Raw genomic sequence first — 16,305 nt, forward strand, 5'->3', positions numbered from 1 at the left:
TTCCCCCATGTCGCTCTACGCCGCGTACGCCGGCAACCTCGACGCGCGGCTGATGTCCCGCCGCGCCCCCCACTCGCCGCTGCGCGCCACCGGCTGGCTCAACGGGTGGCGGCTGACCTTCGGGGGCGAGCAGATGGGCTGGGAGGGCGCGCTGGCGACGCTCGTGGAGGACCCGCTCTGCCAGGTCTTCGTCGCGCTGTACGACATCGCCCCGCCGGACGAGGACGCCCTGGACCGCTGGGAGGGCGCGGGCCTGGACATCTACCGCCGCACCCGGGTACGGGCGCACACCCTGGACGGCGAGGAGGGCGCCTGGACCTACGTCCTCAACGCCTACGAGGGCGGCCTGCCCTCCGCCCGCTACCTCGGCGAGATCGCCGACGCGGCGGAGTCCGCGGGCGCCCCCCACGACTATGTGATGGAGCTGCGCAAACGGCCCTGCTGAGGCCGGCCGGCCCGGTACGCAAGGCCCGGTCGGAAACAAGGGGGCAACGATCAGGACGCCGTTGGCTCCATCATCTACGCGCGTAGGCCGGGAGCGGTTACCCTCATCCGCGTGAACGCATCTCTTCTTCCGGACGACATCCAGGGCGACCCCTACGCCGCCGCCGACGCCGCCGCGGCCCGCCTGCGCGAACTGACCGGCGCCGACACCCACGACGTCGCCCTCGTGATGGGCTCCGGCTGGGCGCCGGCCGTGGACGCGCTCGGCACCCCCGAGGCCGAGCTGCAGGTCACCGACCTGCCCGGGTTCCCGCAGCCGGTGGTCGCGGGCCACGGCGGCAAGGTCCGCTCGTACCGGCTCGGCGACCGCCGCGCGCTGGTCTTCCTCGGCCGCACCCACTACTACGAGGGCCACGGCGTCGCCGCCGTCGCGCACGGCGTGCGCACCGCCGTCGCCGCCGGGGCGAAGACGGTCATCCTCACCAACGGGTGCGGGGGGCTGCGCGAGGGGATGCGTCCCGGCCAGCCGGTGCTGATCAGCGACCACATCAACCTCACCGCGACCTCGCCGATCGTCGGCGCGAACTTCGTGGACCTGACCGACCTGTACTCGCCGCGGCTGCGGGCGCTGTGCAAGGAGGTCGACCCGTCGCTGGAGGAGGGCGTCTACGCCCAGTTCCCCGGCCCGCACTACGAGACGCCGGCGGAGATCCGGATGGCCCGGGTCATCGGCGCGGACCTGGTGGGCATGTCCACGGTGCTGGAGGCCATCGCGGCCCGGGAGGCGGGGGCGGAGGTGCTGGGCATCTCCCTGGTGACCAACCTCGCGGCGGGGATGACGGGCGAGCCCCTCAACCACGAGGAAGTACTCCAGGCCGGCCGGGACTCGGCGGCCCGGATGGGCTCGCTGCTGGCTCAGGTGCTGGGGCGGCTGTAGGCACCGTCGAGGACCGGTCGCCGCGCTCTCGCCGGATCGGACCTGTTGCGGGGTGCCGGTGGCACCCCGCAACCGGCGTCAGGAGCCCTTGATCAGCTTCTTGACCTCGGGCGGGAGATCGCCCTCCAGGGACTGGACGACGAGGAGGACGTCCTCCGGTGCGTCGTCCACCGCGATGGCGACGCGCGGGTCGACCCCTTCGATCGCGTAGGCGACCGTCGAGTCCGGCGAGGCATGGCCGTCACCCGGTGAGTCGTCACATCCCGGCAGGACGGCTGGTCCCAGTTTCCTCCCGGCCTCGAACTCGGCATGGGCCACGTCCGAGTACATCCGCCCGTCGTACTCGACCCGGAACTCGCAGGACGCCTCGGACTCTCCGTCGCCCGACGTCGCGCAGGCGGTGGACACGAGGACGGTGACCACCGCCACCAGTGCCCGCGAGATGGTGTTCCGTCCGACCGGGAACACGGCCTTCACCTTGGTGCCTCCTCCGAGAGCGTGGAGCGTCGGCTCCGGGTCAGTGGATGCCGCGGAGGCCGAGGACGTCACCCGTGCCGAGGGTCCTCGCCCTCGTCGGACAACCGTAGATGTCCTTCGGTCCGAGAACATGCCCAGCGCGGGACAGCGTTACGGTTGGGGGCCCGCTGGGCCCCCGGCCTGCGCGATCCAGCCGACCGGCCCGGTGGAACGCGCACCGCCCCGCACCGAAGAGAAACGAGAGGTTGCCCCCGTGCACGCCGATGTCATCGCCACCGCCAAAACCTGGCTGGCCGAGGACCCCGATCCGGAGACCCGTGCCGAGCTGGCCGGGCTCATCGACGCCGGTGACGTCACCGAACTCACCGCCCGCTTCTCCGGCACCCTGCAGTTCGGCACCGCCGGCCTGCGCGGTGAACTCGGCGCCGGTCCGATGCGGATGAACCGCGCGGTCGTCATCCGCGCCGCCGCCGGGCTCGCCGCGTACCTGAGGAAGCAGGGCCACGAGGACGGTCTGGTCGTCATCGGCTACGACGCCCGGCACAAGTCGGCCGACTTCGCCCGGGACACCGCCGCCGTGCTCACCGGTGCCGGTCTGCGCGCCGCCGTGCTGCCGCGCCCGCTGCCGACCCCCGTCCTCGCCTTCGCCGTCCGGCACCTCGGCGCCGTCGCGGGCGTGGAGGTGACCGCCAGTCACAACCCGCCGCGCGACAACGGCTACAAGGTGTACCTCGGCGACGGCTCCCAGATCGTGCCCCCGGCGGACACCGGCATCGCCGCCGGGATCGACGCCGTCCGGTCCCTGGCGGACGTACCCCGTCCGGACGGCGGCTGGGAGGTGCTCGGCGACGAGGTGCTGGACGCCTACCTCGCCCGTACGGACGCGGTCCTCGCGCCGGGCTCCGCGCGGACCGCCCGGACCGTCTACACGGCGATGCACGGCGTCGGCAAGGACGTCCTGCTCGCCGCCTTCGCCCGGGCCGGCTTCCCCGCGCCCGTGCTCGTCGCCGCGCAGGCCGAGCCCGACCCGGACTTCCCCACGGTCGCCTTCCCCAACCCGGAGGAGCCGGGGGCGATGGACCTCGCCTTCGCCACCGCCCGGGAGGCCGGCCCCGACCTGGTGATCGCCAACGACCCCGACGCCGACCGCCTCGCGGTGGCCGTCCGGGACGGCGCCGACTGGCGGATGCTGCGCGGCGACGAGGTCGGCGCGCTGCTCGCCGCGCACCTGGTCCGGCGCGGGGCGCGCGGCACGTTCGCCGAGTCGATCGTCTCCTCCTCGCTGCTCGGCCGGATCGCCGAGCGGGCCGGCCTGCGGCACACCGAGACCCTCACCGGGTTCAAGTGGATCGCCCGCGCGGAGGGCCTGCGCTACGGCTACGAGGAGGCCCTCGGCTACTGCGTCGACCCCGACGGCGTACGGGACAAGGACGGCATCACCGCCGCGCTGCTCGTCACCGAGCTGGCCTCGGAGCTGAAGGAGGAGGGCCGGACCCTGCTCGACCTGCTCGACGACCTCGCGGTGGAGCACGGGCTGCACGCCACCGACCAGTTGGCGGTGCGGGTCGCGGACCTGTCGCTGATCACGGACGCGATGCGCGGGCTGCGTGAGCGGCCGCCGGGCGCGCTGGCGGGCCTGCCGGTGACTCGGGCCGAGGACCTGACGCACGGCGCCGGGGGGCTGCCGCCCACGGACGGGCTGCGCTACACGCTCGACGGCGCCCGGGTCGTCGTCCGCCCCAGCGGCACGGAGCCCAAGCTGAAGTGCTACCTGGAGGTCGTCGTCCCCGTCGCCTCCCGCGCCGGTCTGCCCGCGGCGCGGGCCACCGCGACGGACCGCCTGACCCGCATCAAGCAGGACCTCTCGGCCGCCCTCGGCCTCTGACCCGGACCCGGGTCACCGGTGGGCCGGGCAGCCTCCTCGACGGGGGCCGCCCGGCCCACCGGGAAACCGGGATCCGGCCGCCTCGGCGAGTCCGCCCCGCCGGGGACCCGAGCCCGGCCCACCTCAGCGAACCCGGCCCGCCGGAGACCCGAGCCCCGGCCCGCCTCGGCGAATCCGCCCCACCGAAAACCGCAACCCGGCCCACCTCAGCGAACCCGCCCCACCGAAGACCGCAACCCGGCCCGCCGAGGACCTGAGCCCCGGCCCACCTCAGCGAACCCGGCCCGCCGGGGACCCGAGCCCCGGCCCACCTCGGCGAGCCCGACCCGCCGGGAACCGCGGCCCGGCCGCGCCCGCCCGGTCACCCCAGCGCCAGCAACACCGCCAGCAGCACCGCCCCCGTCACCGCCGGGGCGATGACCTCGTACGCCCAGCGCACGGTCACCTCGCCCTGGGCGGTCGGCTCGCTCTCCCGGGCCTCGCGCAGCGCCCGCAGCTCGTCCATGATCCGGTCGGTCTCCGCCCGCACCGGCCCGTCGTCGGCCGCCAGGGCCGCCGCCCGGTCAGCACCGGCCGCGCCCAGCGGGCCACCGCCCCCGCGCCCGCCGAACAGGCCCCCGCGCGGGGCCTCGCCCGCCGCCCGCCGGGTCTCCTGCCGCGCCGCCTTCTTGCGGGCCCGCAGCGACACCGGCACCGCCCACAACTGGTACTTGGCGCCGGAGTCGGCGACCACCTCGTTGGAGTAACCGGAGCGCAGCGAGGCCACCCGGCCCCAGGGCAGCACGACGACCCGCAGCGGGTTGCGCACCCGCAGCCGGTCCTCACCGGCGAACACGGCCGGCCGCACGGTGTAGGCGACCACCACCGGCACCACCAGCAGCAGCGTGGCCAGCGCCAGCCAGGGCGTGCGGCCCTCGCCGGCGACGACCGCGTCGATGCCGAGCCAGCCGGCGATGGCGAGCAGCAGCACGCCGCCGGCGATGCCCGCGGGCGAGCGGTAGGCGCGGTCCCTGGTCTGCGGGACCGAGGGCGGCGGCGGTGGTGACGGATGTTCCGGGGTGGTCATGCTGCCGATTGTGCCCGACGGCTCGGACAGTGCCCCGGGGAGCCGGGGGGTGTACAGCCGCTACGCGCGTAGATATGCTCGTCTGGTGACCATGCCCACTCATACTCCCGCCGCGAGCCCGGTGCCGGACGTCACCGCGTCCGAGAGCACGCTGCGCCGCTTCCTGCACGGGCTGCCCGGTGTCGACGCGGTCGGCCTGGAGGCCCGGGCCGCCGCGCTCGGCACCCGTTCCATCAAGACGACCGCGAAGGCGTACGCGCTCGACCTGGCCATCTCGATGGTCGACCTGACCACCCTGGAGGGCGCGGACACCCCGGGCAAGGTCCGGGCGCTGGGCGCCAAGGCGGTCCGCCCCGACCCGGCCGACCGCACCGCGCCGGCCACGGCCGCGGTCTGCGTCTACCCGGACATGGTGCCCGTCGCCAAGGAGGCCGTCGCCGGTTCCGGCGTGAAGGTCGCCTCGGTGGCCACCGCCTTCCCGGCGGGCCGCGCCTCCCTCGCCGTGAAGCTCGCCGACGTGCGCGAGGCGGTCGCGGCGGGCGCCGACGAGGTCGACATGGTCATCGACCGGGGGGCGTTCCTGGCGGGGAAGTACCTCAAGGTGTACGAGGAGATCGCCGCGGTGAAGGAGGCGTGCGGCACCGACGCGCGCCTGAAGGTCATCTTCGAGACCGGCGAGCTGTCGACGTACGACAACATCCGCCGCGCCAGTTGGCTCGGCATGCTGGCCGGCGCCGACTTCATCAAGACCTCCACCGGCAAGGTCGCGGTCAACGCCACACCGGCCAACACCCTGCTCATGCTGGAGGCGGTCCGCGACTTCCGCGCCCAGACCGGCATCCAGGTGGGCGTGAAGCCGGCCGGCGGCATCCGCACGGCCAAGGACGCGCTGAAGTTCCTGGTGCTGGTCAACGAGACGGCCGGCGCGGACTGGCTGGACAGCCACTGGTTCCGCTTCGGCGCCTCCTCGCTGCTGAACGATCTGCTGATGCAGCGTCAGAAGCTGGCCACCGGCCGCTACTCCGGCCCCGACTACGTGACGGTGGACTGATCCCCATGGCATCCGCATTCGAGTACGCACCGGCGCCCGAGTCCCGCGCGGTCGTCGACATCGCCCCGTCCTACGGGCTGTTCATCGACGGCGAGTTCACCGAGGCGGCCGACGGCAAGGTCTTCAAGACCGTCTCCCCCTCGTCCGAGGAGGTCCTCTCCGAGGTCGCCGAGGCCACCGAGGCGGACGTGGACCGTGCCGTCGCCGCCGCCCGCAAGGCGTTCGAGACCTGGTCCGCGCTGCCCGGCGCCGAGCGCGCCAAGTACCTCTTCCGGATCGCCCGCATCGTGCAGGAGCGCAGCCGGGAGCTGGCCGTGCTGGAGACCCTGGACAACGGCAAGCCGATCAAGGAGACCCGGGACGCCGACCTGCCCCTGGTCGCCGCGCACTTCTTCTACTACGCGGGCTGGGCCGACAAGCTGGAGCACGCGGGCTTCGGGCCGGCCCCCCGCCCGCTGGGCGTGGCCGGCCAGGTCATCCCGTGGAACTTCCCGCTGCTGATGCTGGCGTGGAAGATCGCCCCGGCGCTGGCGACCGGCAACACGGTGGTGCTGAAGCCCGCCGAGACCACCCCGCTGTCCGCCCTGTTCTTCGCGGACATCTGCCGCCAGGCCGGGCTGCCGAAGGGCGTCGTCAACATCGTCACGGGCGACGGCCGCACCGGCGCCGCCCTGGTCGCCCACCCGGGCGTGGACAAGGTCGCCTTCACCGGCTCCACGGCCGTCGGCAAGGAGATCGCCCGCACCCTCGCCGGGACCCGCAAGAAGCTCACCCTGGAGCTGGGCGGCAAGGGCGCCAACATCGTCTTCGACGACGCCCCGATCGACCAGGCCGTCGAGGGCATCGTCAGCGGCATCTTCTTCAACCAGGGCCAGGTCTGCTGCGCGGGCTCGCGGCTGCTGGTGCAGGAGTCGATCCACGACGAGCTGCTCGACCGGCTCAAGCGCCGCCTGACCACCCTGCGGCTGGGCGACCCGCTGGACAAGAACACGGACATCGGCGCGATCAACTCCGCCGAGCAACTGGCCCGGATCACCGCGCTGGCCGACCAGGGCGAGGCGGAGGGCGCCGAGCGCTGGTCGGCGCCCTGCGAACTGCCGTCGGCCGGTTACTGGTTCGCCCCGACGCTGTTCACCGGCGTCACCCAGGCGCACACCATCGCCCGCGACGAGATCTTCGGCCCGGTCCTGTCGGTGCTGACCTTCCGCACCCCGGACGAGGCGGTCGCCAAGGCCAACAACACGCCGTACGGCCTGTCCGCGGGCATCTGGACGGAGAAGGGCTCGCGCATCCTGGCGGTCGCGAACAAGCTCCGCGCGGGCGTGATCTGGTCCAACACGTTCAACAAGTTCGATCCGACGTCGCCGTTCGGCGGCTACAAGGAGTCGGGCTTCGGCCGCGAGGGCGGCCGCCACGGCCTGGAGGCGTACCTCGATGTCTGACGCACGACTGTCCGTACTGAAGACCTACAAGCTGTACGTCGGCGGGAAGTTCCCGCGTTCCGAGAGCGGCCGGGTGTACGAGGTGACGGACGTGAAGGGCGACTGGCTGGCCAACGCGCCGCTCTCCTCCCGCAAGGACGCCCGGGACGCGGTGGTCGCCGCCCGCAAGGCGTTCGGCGGCTGGTCGGGCGCCACGGCGTACAACCGCGGCCAGGTCCTGTACCGGGTCGCGGAGATGCTGGAGGGCCGCCGGGCGCAGTTCGTCCACGAGGTGGCCGGTGCCGAGGGGCTGTCGAAGTCCAAGGCGGCCGCGGTCGTGGACGCGACGATCGACCGCTGGGTCTGGTACGCGGGCTGGACCGACAAGATCGCCCAGGTGGTGGGCGGCGCCAACCCGGTCGCGGGCCCCTACTTCAACCTCTCCTCCCCCGAGCCGACGGGCGTGGTCGCGGTGCTGGCCCCCCAGGAGTCCTCGTTCCTCGGCCTGGTCTCGGTGCTGGCCCCGGTCGTCGCCACGGGCAACACGGCGGTCGTGGTGGCCTCGGAGAGGTCCCCGCTGCCCGCCCTGTCGCTCGCCGAGGTGCTCGCCACCTCCGACGTCCCCGGCGGGGTGGTCAACATCCTCTCCGGCCGTACGGCGGAGATCGCGGCGCCGCTGGCCGCGCACCAGGACGTCAACGCGATCGACCTGGCGGGCGCCGACGAGGCGCTGGCGAAGGAGCTGGAGACCGCCGCGGCGGACAACCTCAAGCGGGTCGTGCGTCCACAGCCTGTGGACGACTGGTCGGCGACCCCGGGCCTGGAGCGTCTGACGGCGTTCCTGGAGACCAAGACGGTCTGGCACCCGACGGGCGCGCTGGGCGCCGCCGGTTCGTCGTACTGACCCGGCCGGGCCCGCCGCCCGGCCCGGGCCGGGCCTCCCCCGCCGTCCGGGGAGGCGCGGCCCGCCTCGCCGTTCAGCCCCGGGTGGCCTTGTCCACCAGCTCGGTCGCGCGCCCCGCGACCGGGATCGTCCCGACGGACTCGGCCTGCGCGACCGGCCCGGTCAGGGCCGTCGACGTCAGCGGCGGGAGGTCGGCCACCTGGGTGCCGACGCCGTTGTCGAGCGGGTCGACGCCGGTGCCGGCCAGCGGGTTGGGCCGCAGCCCGGCGACCGGCCCGGCGGCGTGACCGACCGAGCCGGCGACCGCCCGCAGACCGGCCTCCGCGTCGGTCTCCCCGAGCAGCGGGGCCTCGCCGGACGACGAGGACGGGGACGCGGACGAAGGTGCGGGCGGGGGCAGGGGCACGGTCGCGGACGCGGTCGCCGCGCCCGCGCCGAGGGCGGCCCCGGCGGTGGCGAGGACGGCCAGGGCGCGCCGGACGGTCGGGGTGCGGGGGGACGCGTGTCGGGCCATCGCTGCCGCCTCGGGCCGGGAAGTACCCTGCGGGCACTTCGGAGGGTAATCGGATTGGCGCACAGCGTAGGGGAGATGTGACGCGCGCGGCAAAGCCGGACCGGGGGGTCGTCGCCCGTACGAGGGATGCCGCACACTGGTGTCCCGTGACCTCCCATCCGTCGACATCCACGCGAGTCGTGCTGCTCTGCGGCCCTTCCGGCTCCGGCAAGTCCCTCCTCGCCGCCCGCTCCGGTCTGCCGGTGCTGCGGCTCGACGACTTCTACAAGGAGGGCACCGATCCGACGCTGCCCCTGGTGGCCGGGAGCACGGACATCGACTGGGACCACCCGGGCTCGTGGGACGCGGAGACGGCCGTCGCCGCGATCGTGGAGCTGTGCCGCACGGGCCGTACCCGCGTGCCGGTGTACGACATCGCGCTGAGCGCCCGCACCGGGCGGGAGACGGTCGACATCGGGCGGACCCCGCTGTTCATCGCGGAGGGCGTCTTCGCCGCCGAGATCGTCGCCCGCTGCCGGGAGCTGGGCGTGCTCGCCGACGCGCTCTGCCTGAGCCGCGGCCCGCTGACCACGTTCCGCCGGCGTTTCCTGCGGGATCTGCGGGAGGGCCGCAAGTCGGTGCCGTTCCTGCTGCGCCGGGGCTGGCGGCTGATGCGGCAGGAGCGGTCGATCGTCGCCCGTCAGACGGCCCTGGGCGCCCATGCCTGCGACCGGGACGAGGCGATGGGCCGGCTGGCCGCCGCCGCGGCGGGCCGGCGCGCACCGAGCCGTACAGCGGCCTGAGGACACAGCAGAAGCGGGACTGGACGGACCCCCCGGCCCTCCAGTCCCGCTTCCTTCCTGCTCCCCCGTGCTTCCCCCGTATCCCCCGTATCCCCCGGTTTTCCCCCGTTCTCCTTGCGTTCCCCCGTGTCCCCCGTGTCCCCCGTGGTGTTTCCTCTGTGAGTAAGAGCCCGGTACCCACCCCCTGATACACCCGGGCTCCGACTTTTTTTCTTTCCCCCTGCCTTCAGGCGACCAGTTCGCCGAAGGCGTCCTCCCGGTCACGGCCGAAGCTGAGGACCTCGTCCTCGCGCAGGCGGCGCAGCGACCGCCAGATGCTGGACTTCACCGTGCCGACGCTGATGTCGAGGATGTCCGCGATCTCCGGGTCCGTGCGGCCCTCGTAGTAGCGCAGGACCAGCATGGTGCGCTGGAGTTCGGGCAGCTTGGCCAGCGCCTGCCACAGGACCGCGCGCAGTTCGGTGCCGCGCATCGCGTCCGTGTCGCCGGGCGTCTCCGGCAGTTCCTCGGTCGGGTACTCGTTGAGCTTGCGCCGCCGCCAGGCGCTGATGTGCAGGTTGGTCATGGTCCGGCGGAGGTAGCCGCCGACCGCCGCCTTGTCGCTGATCCGGTCCCACGCCCGGTAGGTCGAGAACAGCGCGCTCTGCAGCAGGTCCTCGGCCTCGAAGCGGTCCCCGGTCAGGTGGTAGGCGGTGGCGTACAGGGAGGCGCGGCGCTCCTGGACGTAGGCGGTGAACTCCGCCTCGGTCAGCGCGCGACGCTCCCCCTCGGCCTCCCCGTACGCGGCTCCCCCGTGCGTCTCCCCCCCACGGGCGTCGATCACCGTCATGTACCCGGTGTGCTGACGCCCGGTGCCGCGGGCGCATCCCCGTCCTCCCCCGCGCTCGAACGCGCTCGCGCGGGGAGTGCCCCCCTCGGCACCGGTCCGCTCCGGTCCCCGGCCCTGCACGTCGTGCAGACGCGTGACCACTGCGCTGGTGCTGTTGCCGTGCAGCTTGTTCATCTCGCGCCCCCCGTCGTGGAGTTCTGGTGTCCGGCTCGCTGTGTCCCCCGTGCGGAAGATCCTGCCGGGGTCACTTCATCGCCGTGTCCGCCGACTGTCACAGCACTGTCACAACGGCCTGTCACAGGGGCAACACCGTTTCTCCTCATGGTCAGGCGGTAAGGGGGCCCGGGTCCGGCCCTCGGGGACCCACCGGTCGAACCGTGCCCCCTCCATGGGCCAGAATGAGCCCGTGCCTTCCCTGTTGCTGATCGAGGACGACGACGCCATCCGTACGGCCCTGGAGCTGTCCCTGACGCGCCAGGGACACCGGGTGGCCACCGCTGCCAGCGGTGAGGACGGTCTGAAGCTGCTGCGCGAGCAGCGCCCGGACCTGATCGTGCTGGACGTGATGCTGCCCGGCATCGACGGTTTCGAGGTGTGCCGGCGCATCCGGCGCACCGACCAGTTGCCGATCATCCTGCTGACCGCGCGGAGCGACGACATCGACGTGGTGGTCGGGCTGGAGTCCGGTGCCGACGACTACGTGGTCAAACCGGTGCAGGGGCGGGTCCTCGACGCCCGGATCCGGGCCGTACTGCGGCGCGGGGAGCGGGAGTCCAGCGACTCGGCGACCTTCGGCAGCCTGGTCATCGACCGCTCCGCGATGACCGTCACCAAGAACGGCGAGGACCTCCAGCTCACCCCGACCGAGCTGCGGCTGCTGCTGGAGCTGAGCCGGCGGCCCGGTCAGGCGCTGTCCCGGCAGCAGTTGCTGCGGCTGGTGTGGGAGCACGACTACCTGGGCGACTCGCGGCTGGTGGACGCCTGTGTGCAGCGGCTGCGCGCCAAGGTCGAGGACGTGCCGTCCTCCCCGACGCTGATCCGTACCGTGCGGGGCGTGGGCTACCGGCTGGACCCGCCTCAGTGACCGAAGAACGTCCGGGGGGCCCGCGCGCCTGGTCCGCGGCGCGCAAGGGGGTCCGGTCGCGGCTGCGCCTGACCAGTCTGCGGCTCAGGCTGGTCGTCGTCTTCGGGCTGGTGGCGCTCACCGCCGCCGTGTCCGCGTCCGGCATCGCGTACTGGCTCAACCGCGAGGCCGTGCTCACCCGTGCCCAGGACGCGGTGCTGCGGGACTTCGCGCAGGAGATGCAGAACCGGGCGGGCGCGCTGCCCGAGCACCCCACGCAGGACGAGTTGCAGCACACGGCCGGGCAGATGGCCAACAGCAGCCAGCGGTTCGGTGTGCTGCTGGTCGCCCGGGACGCCGGCGGGCGGACGGTGTACGGCAGTTCGGGCGGGCTGGCCGGCTTCGAGCTGGCGGACGTGCCGGAGTCGCTGCGCACCGCCGTGAACAAGCAGCAGAAGGTCACCTCGGCCAACAAGTCGCCCTACCACCTGTACTGGCAGCGGATCGTCGAGGACGACACCCCGTACCTGGTGGCCGGGACCCGGGTGATCGGCGGCGGGCCGACCGGGTACCTGCTGAAGTCGCTGGAGCCGGAGGCCAAGGACCTGGGCTCGCTGGCCTGGTCGCTGGGGATCGCCTCGGGGCTGGCGCTGATCGGCTCCGCGCTGCTCGCGCAGGCCCTGGCGACCACCGTGCTGAAGCCGGTGCACCGGCTGGGGACCGCCGCCCGCCGGCTCGGCGAGGGCAAGCTGGACACCCGGCTGCGGGTCTCCGGCACCGACGAACTGGCCGATCTGTCCCGGACGTTCAACGCCGCCGCGGAGGCGCTGGAGAAGCGGGTCGCGGACATGGCGGCCAAGGAGCAGGCGTCCAGGCGGTTCGTCGCCGACATGAGCCATGAGCTGCGTACGCCGCTGACGGCGATCACCGCCGTCACGGAGGTGCTGGAGGAGGAGCTGGACGCCGAGGGCGGCACCATCGACCCGATGATCGAGCCCGCCGTCCGGCTGGTGGTCAGCGAGACCCGGCGGCTGAACGACCTGGTGGAGAACCTGATGGAGGTCACCCGCTTCGACGCGGGCACCGCCCGTCTCGTCGTCGACGACGTGGACGTGGCCGACCAGATCACCGCCTGCATCGACGCCCGTGCCTGGCTGGACGCGGTGGAACTGGACGCCGAGCGCGGCATCCACGTCGCCCTGGACCCGCGCCGCCTGGACGTGATCCTCGCCAACCTGATCGGCAACGCCCTCAAGCACGGCGGGTCGCCGGTGCGGGTGTCGGTGCGGGAGACCGAGGACGCGGTGCTGATCGCGGTGCGCGACCACGGGCCGGGCATCCCCGAGGACGTCCTGCCGCACGTCTTCGACCGCTTCTACAAGGCGAGCGCCTCCCGGCCGCGCTCCGAGGGCAGCGGGCTCGGGCTCTCCATCGCCCTGGAGAACGCGCACATCCACGGCGGCCACATCACCGCGGCCAACTCGCCGGACGGCGGCGCGGTGTTCACGCTGTGCCTGCCGCGGGACGCCTCGGCCCCGGCGGAGCCGGAGTCCCGCGACCCGGACGGCCCCGGTGGCCGGGCGGGCGACGGGAGCACGGGCAAGGACGCGAAGGGACGGGCCTGATGACCGTACGCCGCCTGCTGGCGCTTCCCGTGCTCGGCCTGCTGCTCGCCGGATGCGGCATCCGGGCCACCGAGGTGCCGACGGACTACGGCCCGGCGCCGTCCCGGGTGCGCTGCTCGCCGGCCGGGCCGGACGCGGCGGACCGGTCCGCGCCGGGCATGGCGGTCCAGGTCTTCCTGCTCTGCGGCTCCTCGCTGATGTCGGTGGACCGCACGGTACGGGTGCCGGACGGCACCGCCGACTCCGCGCGGCGGGTGCTGGTCGCGCAGGGGCTGCTGGACCGGTTGGCGGCGCCGCCGTCGGCCGCCGAGAAGGAGGCCGGGTACACCACCGACGTCCGCGCGGGCACCACGGTGTCCGGGGCGCGCCCCGGCGACCCGGAGGACACCCTGCGGCTGAGCACCGCCCCGGACGAACTGACCTCGTACGCCCTGGCCCAGATCGTCTGTACGTTCTCGGACTCGGCGGCGGCCGAGGGCGACGGTTCCGTGGTGCTGGGCGGGCCGGGCGGGCCGGAGCCGCGCCGGTACACCTGCACCGACGAGGTCCGCGCCCGGCCGGGCAGCAACGAGCCGCCGTCCAGCGCGGTCGCCGGGGACTGACCGGGCCGCCCGGCGGGGGCCTGTGGCGCAGGACTCACCCGTGCGGGCGGGCGGGCGGAACCGCGCGCACCGGACACCGCGTCTTGGGTGGCGTGCAGCGTCTAGGCTCCATCGGCGGCAGCGCCGCGATCCGCATCCGGGTGACGGGAGGTGTCCTCCTGGTCGCGTATCTCGCGTTCGTCGCCTGGCTCACGCTGCGTCCCCTGGACGTCCCCTGGGTGATGCCCGCCAATCTGCATCCCCTCGACGGCATCCGGGCCGACCTCGCCCTGGGCTGGCCGGGGGCGGCCCGCTGCATCGGCGAGAAGCTGGCGCTGCTGGCGCCGCTGGGCGTGCTGCTGCCGACGGCGCACGGGCGGACGGCGGTCTCGCCGCTGGCGTCGCTGCTGCGGGTGACGGCCGTGGGCGCCCTGCTGTCGCTGGGCATCGAACTGCTCCAGACCGGGGTGCCCGGACAGGTCGTGGACGTGGACTCGCTGCTGCTGAACACCACCGGGGTGGCCCTGGCGCACCTCGCCGTGGTGCCCGCCGGGCGGGCCTGGCTCCGCCGCAGGTGCGAGCCGGACGGGCCCGGTGACCTCCGTCAGGAGGAGCCGGCTCAGGGTCGGACCCCGACGATTCCCAGGGTCGGCATCGCCCCGTAGAGCGACGCTTCGCCCCGTTCGTCCCCTCTAGCGTGGAAGCAGATGAGGCGACCGACGGGGACGCCTCGGACCCGCTCGCGAAGGAGCCGCCATGTCCCGCCTTGCCCGCCCCACCGACGGCCGCATGATCGGCGGAGTGTGCGCCGCGCTGGCCCGGCGCTTCGGCACCTCCGCGACGACGATGCGGGTGATCTTCCTGGTCTCGTGTCTGCTGCCCGGCCCGCAGTTCCTGCTCTACCTGGCGCTGTGGGTGCTCTTCCCCTCGGAGGGCAAGGCGGCCCGCACGGCCTGGTAGCGCCCGTTCACATCTCCCTCTGATACGCCGCTGGGGCGCGCCCGGTACGAAACCGGGCGCGCCCCAGCGGCACGTCTGACGGGCGGGGCTCAGCCGAGCGGCAGCGCCTTCAGCGGCAGGGCCTGGGTGGGCAGACCCTGGGCCGGCAGGCCGCCGAGCAGGCCGGTGATCGGCTTGAGCGCGCCGAGGCCGGGCTGTTCGGCGGCCTTCCCCTTGCCCTTGCTCTTGCCCTTGGCGGCGTGCTGGTCGCCGTCGACGGCCGGCAGCGTGCGGGCGGTGTGCTCGGTGGGGAGCGCCTTGGTGACCCCGCCCAGCGCCTGGGCGGGCCCCGGGAGGCTCGGCGCCGCCTGAGCGGCACCGGCGCCCGCGGCGGCGATGGCGGCACCGAGAGCGGCGGCGCCGAGGGTCTTGGCAGCAGACTGCTTCATGAAATGCGTCCTCGAAGGGGATGTCGGGGAAATGAAATGGAGCGGCCCCCGACCGTAAACACCCGAGGTCCGCCACCGCAAACATCGAAATGCGTGCGAATGGCGGACAGCCGCTCGCCGCACCCCTGCTCCCCCGGCGGAAGTCAGTCCCCGGTCACGGAAGAATCCCTGGTCGGAGTGGTGTGCTGGAACAGCCATTCGGACTTGAGCTCGGCATATCCGGGCTTGATCACGTCATTGATCATGGCCAGTCGTTCATCGAAAGGAATGAACGCTGATTTCATCGCATTGACGGAGAACCATTGCATGTCGTCGAGCGTGTAACCGAAGGCGTCGACAAGGTGCTCGAATTCCCGGCTCATACTGGTGTGCGACATGAGCCGGTTGTCGGTGTTCACGGTGGCCCGGAAGTGCAGCTCGCGCAGCAGCCCGATCGGGTGCTCGGCGTACGAGTCCGCCGCCCCGGTCTGGAGGTTGGAACTGGGGCACAGCTCCAGCGGGATGCGCTTGTCCCGTACGTAGGAGGCGAGCCGCCCCAGGACGACGGTGCCGTCCTCCCGCACCTGGATGTCGTCGATGATCCGCACCCCGTGCCCGAGCCGGTCGGCGCCGCACCACTGCAGGGCCTGCCAGATCGACGGCAGCCCGAACGCCTCGCCCGCGTGGATGGTGAAGTGGTTGTTCTCCCGCTTCAGGTACTCGAAGGCGTCCAGGTGCCGGGTGGGCGGGTAGCCGGCCTCGGCGCCCGCGATGTCGAAGCCGACCACGCCCCGGTCGCGGTAGCGGTTGGCGAGTTCGGCGATCTCCAGGGCGCGGGCGGCGTGCCGCATCGCGGTGAGCAGCGCGCCGACCCGGATCCGGTGGCCGTTTCCCCGGGCCCGCCGCTCCCCTTCCCGGAACCCCTCGTCGACCGCCTCGACGACCTGCTCCAGGGTGAGCCCCTGTTCGAGGTGCTGCTCGGGCGCGTACCGCACCTCGGCGTAGACCACGCCGTCCGCGGCGAGGTCCTCGGCGCACTCGGCGGCGACCCGGACCAGGGCGTCCCGGGTCTGCATCACGCCGACGGTGTGGGAGAAGGTCTCCAGGTACCGCTCCAGGGACCCGGAGTCGGCGGCCCGACGGAACCAGACGCCGAGCTTCTCCGGGTCGGTCTCGGGCAGTCCCGAGTAGCCCGTCTCGCGGGCCAGTTCGACGACGGTGCCGGGCCGCAGCCCCCCATCGAGATGGTCGTGCAGCAGAACCTTGGGCGCCCGGCGGATCTGGTCCGGCGTCGGGGACTTCGCGGTGGTCTGGCTCGTCATCTTCGCACTCTAACTCCTACGCGCGTAGATCACTCTT

General features: G+C 73.4%; 18 protein-coding genes. 12 read left to right on the forward strand and 6 right to left on the reverse strand.

Features of this window, described 5'->3' with window-relative positions:
* The first annotated feature begins 7 nt into the window (after window positions 1-7).
* Complete coding sequence (locus IE316_RS20680; RefSeq protein WP_190205919.1) at window positions 8-445, forward strand: gamma-glutamylcyclotransferase family protein; 438 nt, start codon at window positions 8-10, stop codon at window positions 443-445.
* 111 nt (window positions 446-556) lie between these two features.
* Window positions 557-1,381, forward strand: coding sequence for a purine-nucleoside phosphorylase (locus tag IE316_RS20685; RefSeq protein ID WP_190205920.1), 825 nt, complete (start codon window positions 557-559; stop codon window positions 1,379-1,381).
* Between the two features lie 78 nt (window positions 1,382-1,459).
* Here the strand turns inward: IE316_RS20685 and IE316_RS20690 are convergent, their stop codons facing one another.
* Window positions 1,460-1,858, reverse strand: a complete 399-nt coding sequence (locus IE316_RS20690; protein WP_190205921.1) for a DUF6281 family protein — start codon at window positions 1,856-1,858, stop codon at window positions 1,460-1,462.
* A 253-nt stretch (window positions 1,859-2,111) separates the two neighbouring features.
* On the opposite strand from IE316_RS20690, the gene IE316_RS20695 reads away from it, so the two are divergent.
* Window positions 2,112-3,743 (forward strand): phospho-sugar mutase, encoded by a 1,632-nt coding sequence (locus tag IE316_RS20695; RefSeq protein ID WP_190205922.1) that lies wholly within the window; start codon window positions 2,112-2,114, stop codon window positions 3,741-3,743.
* A 361-nt stretch (window positions 3,744-4,104) separates the two neighbouring features.
* Here IE316_RS20695 and IE316_RS20700 read toward each other — a convergent pair whose 3' ends face one another.
* Entirely contained in the window at window positions 4,105-4,809 is a 705-nt protein-coding gene (locus tag IE316_RS20700) for a PH domain-containing protein (protein WP_190205923.1), read from the reverse strand.
* 91 nt (window positions 4,810-4,900) lie between these two features.
* Between IE316_RS20700 and deoC the strand changes: the two genes are divergently transcribed.
* The 3 genes from deoC to IE316_RS20715 are packed head-to-tail and all read left to right on the forward strand — an operon-like array spanning window position 4,901 to window position 8,185.
* Window positions 4,901-5,860 carry a deoxyribose-phosphate aldolase gene (deoC, locus tag IE316_RS20705; RefSeq protein ID WP_190206171.1) on the forward strand — a complete coding sequence of 320 codons (960 nt, stop codon included), beginning with the start codon at window positions 4,901-4,903 and terminating at the stop codon, window positions 5,858-5,860.
* Between the two features lie 5 nt (window positions 5,861-5,865).
* A complete protein-coding gene (locus IE316_RS20710; protein ID WP_190205924.1) occupies window positions 5,866-7,302 on the forward strand; it encodes an aldehyde dehydrogenase family protein in 1,437 nt (478 codons plus the stop codon).
* Window positions 7,295-8,185, forward strand: coding sequence for an aldehyde dehydrogenase family protein (locus tag IE316_RS20715; protein ID WP_190205925.1), 891 nt, complete (start codon window positions 7,295-7,297; stop codon window positions 8,183-8,185). Before IE316_RS20710 ends, IE316_RS20715 begins: the two co-directional genes overlap by 8 nt.
* 73 nt (window positions 8,186-8,258) lie before the next feature.
* On the opposite strand, the gene IE316_RS20720 is transcribed toward IE316_RS20715, so the two are convergent.
* On the reverse strand, window positions 8,259-8,699 hold the full coding sequence (locus IE316_RS20720; protein ID WP_190205926.1) for a hypothetical protein: 441 nt from the start codon (window positions 8,697-8,699) through the stop codon (window positions 8,259-8,261).
* Window positions 8,700-8,878: 179 nt separating this feature from the next.
* On the opposite strand from IE316_RS20720, the gene IE316_RS20725 reads away from it, so the two are divergent.
* Window positions 8,879-9,481: a uridine kinase gene (locus IE316_RS20725; protein ID WP_373311258.1), complete on the forward strand. Its 603-nt coding sequence runs from the start codon at window positions 8,879-8,881 to the stop codon at window positions 9,479-9,481.
* A 226-nt stretch (window positions 9,482-9,707) separates the two neighbouring features.
* On the opposite strand, the gene IE316_RS20730 is transcribed toward IE316_RS20725, so the two are convergent.
* Window positions 9,708-10,484, reverse strand: coding sequence for a SigE family RNA polymerase sigma factor (locus tag IE316_RS20730; protein ID WP_190205928.1), 777 nt, complete (start codon window positions 10,482-10,484; stop codon window positions 9,708-9,710).
* Window positions 10,485-10,716: 232 nt separating this feature from the next.
* Here IE316_RS20730 and afsQ1 point away from each other — a divergent pair, with 232 nt between their 5' ends.
* From afsQ1 to IE316_RS20755, 5 genes are all read left to right on the forward strand, one after another.
* Entirely contained in the window at window positions 10,717-11,394 is a 678-nt protein-coding gene (gene afsQ1, locus IE316_RS20735; RefSeq protein WP_033272295.1) for a two-component system response regulator AfsQ1, read from the forward strand.
* Window positions 11,391-12,998, forward strand: coding sequence for an ATP-binding protein (locus tag IE316_RS20740; RefSeq protein WP_190205929.1), 1,608 nt, complete (start codon window positions 11,391-11,393; stop codon window positions 12,996-12,998). Before afsQ1 ends, IE316_RS20740 begins: the two co-directional genes overlap by 4 nt.
* Window positions 12,998-13,600 carry a hypothetical protein gene (locus tag IE316_RS20745; RefSeq protein WP_190205930.1) on the forward strand — a complete coding sequence of 201 codons (603 nt, stop codon included), beginning with the start codon at window positions 12,998-13,000 and terminating at the stop codon, window positions 13,598-13,600. Before IE316_RS20740 ends, IE316_RS20745 begins: the two co-directional genes overlap by 1 nt.
* 92 nt (window positions 13,601-13,692) lie before the next feature.
* Complete coding sequence (locus tag IE316_RS20750) at window positions 13,693-14,244, forward strand: VanZ family protein (RefSeq protein ID WP_190205931.1); 552 nt, start codon at window positions 13,693-13,695, stop codon at window positions 14,242-14,244.
* 91 nt (window positions 14,245-14,335) lie between these two features.
* Window positions 14,336-14,539: a PspC domain-containing protein gene (locus IE316_RS20755; protein ID WP_190205932.1), complete on the forward strand. Its 204-nt coding sequence runs from the start codon at window positions 14,336-14,338 to the stop codon at window positions 14,537-14,539.
* Between the two features lie 89 nt (window positions 14,540-14,628).
* Here the strand turns inward: IE316_RS20755 and IE316_RS20760 are convergent, their stop codons facing one another.
* The gene (locus IE316_RS20760) at window positions 14,629-14,967 is read right to left on the reverse strand and encodes an ATP-binding protein (RefSeq protein ID WP_190205933.1); all 339 of its coding nucleotides are present in this window, start codon (window positions 14,965-14,967) and stop codon (window positions 14,629-14,631) included.
* 143 nt (window positions 14,968-15,110) lie between these two features.
* A complete protein-coding gene (locus IE316_RS20765; protein WP_190205934.1) occupies window positions 15,111-16,268 on the reverse strand; it encodes an adenosine deaminase in 1,158 nt (385 codons plus the stop codon).
* Window positions 16,269-16,305: the final 37 nt, after the last annotated feature.

This window comes from Streptomyces fumanus (genome assembly GCF_014655295.1).
Taxonomy (GTDB): domain Bacteria; phylum Actinomycetota; class Actinomycetes; order Streptomycetales; family Streptomycetaceae; genus Streptomyces; species Streptomyces fumanus.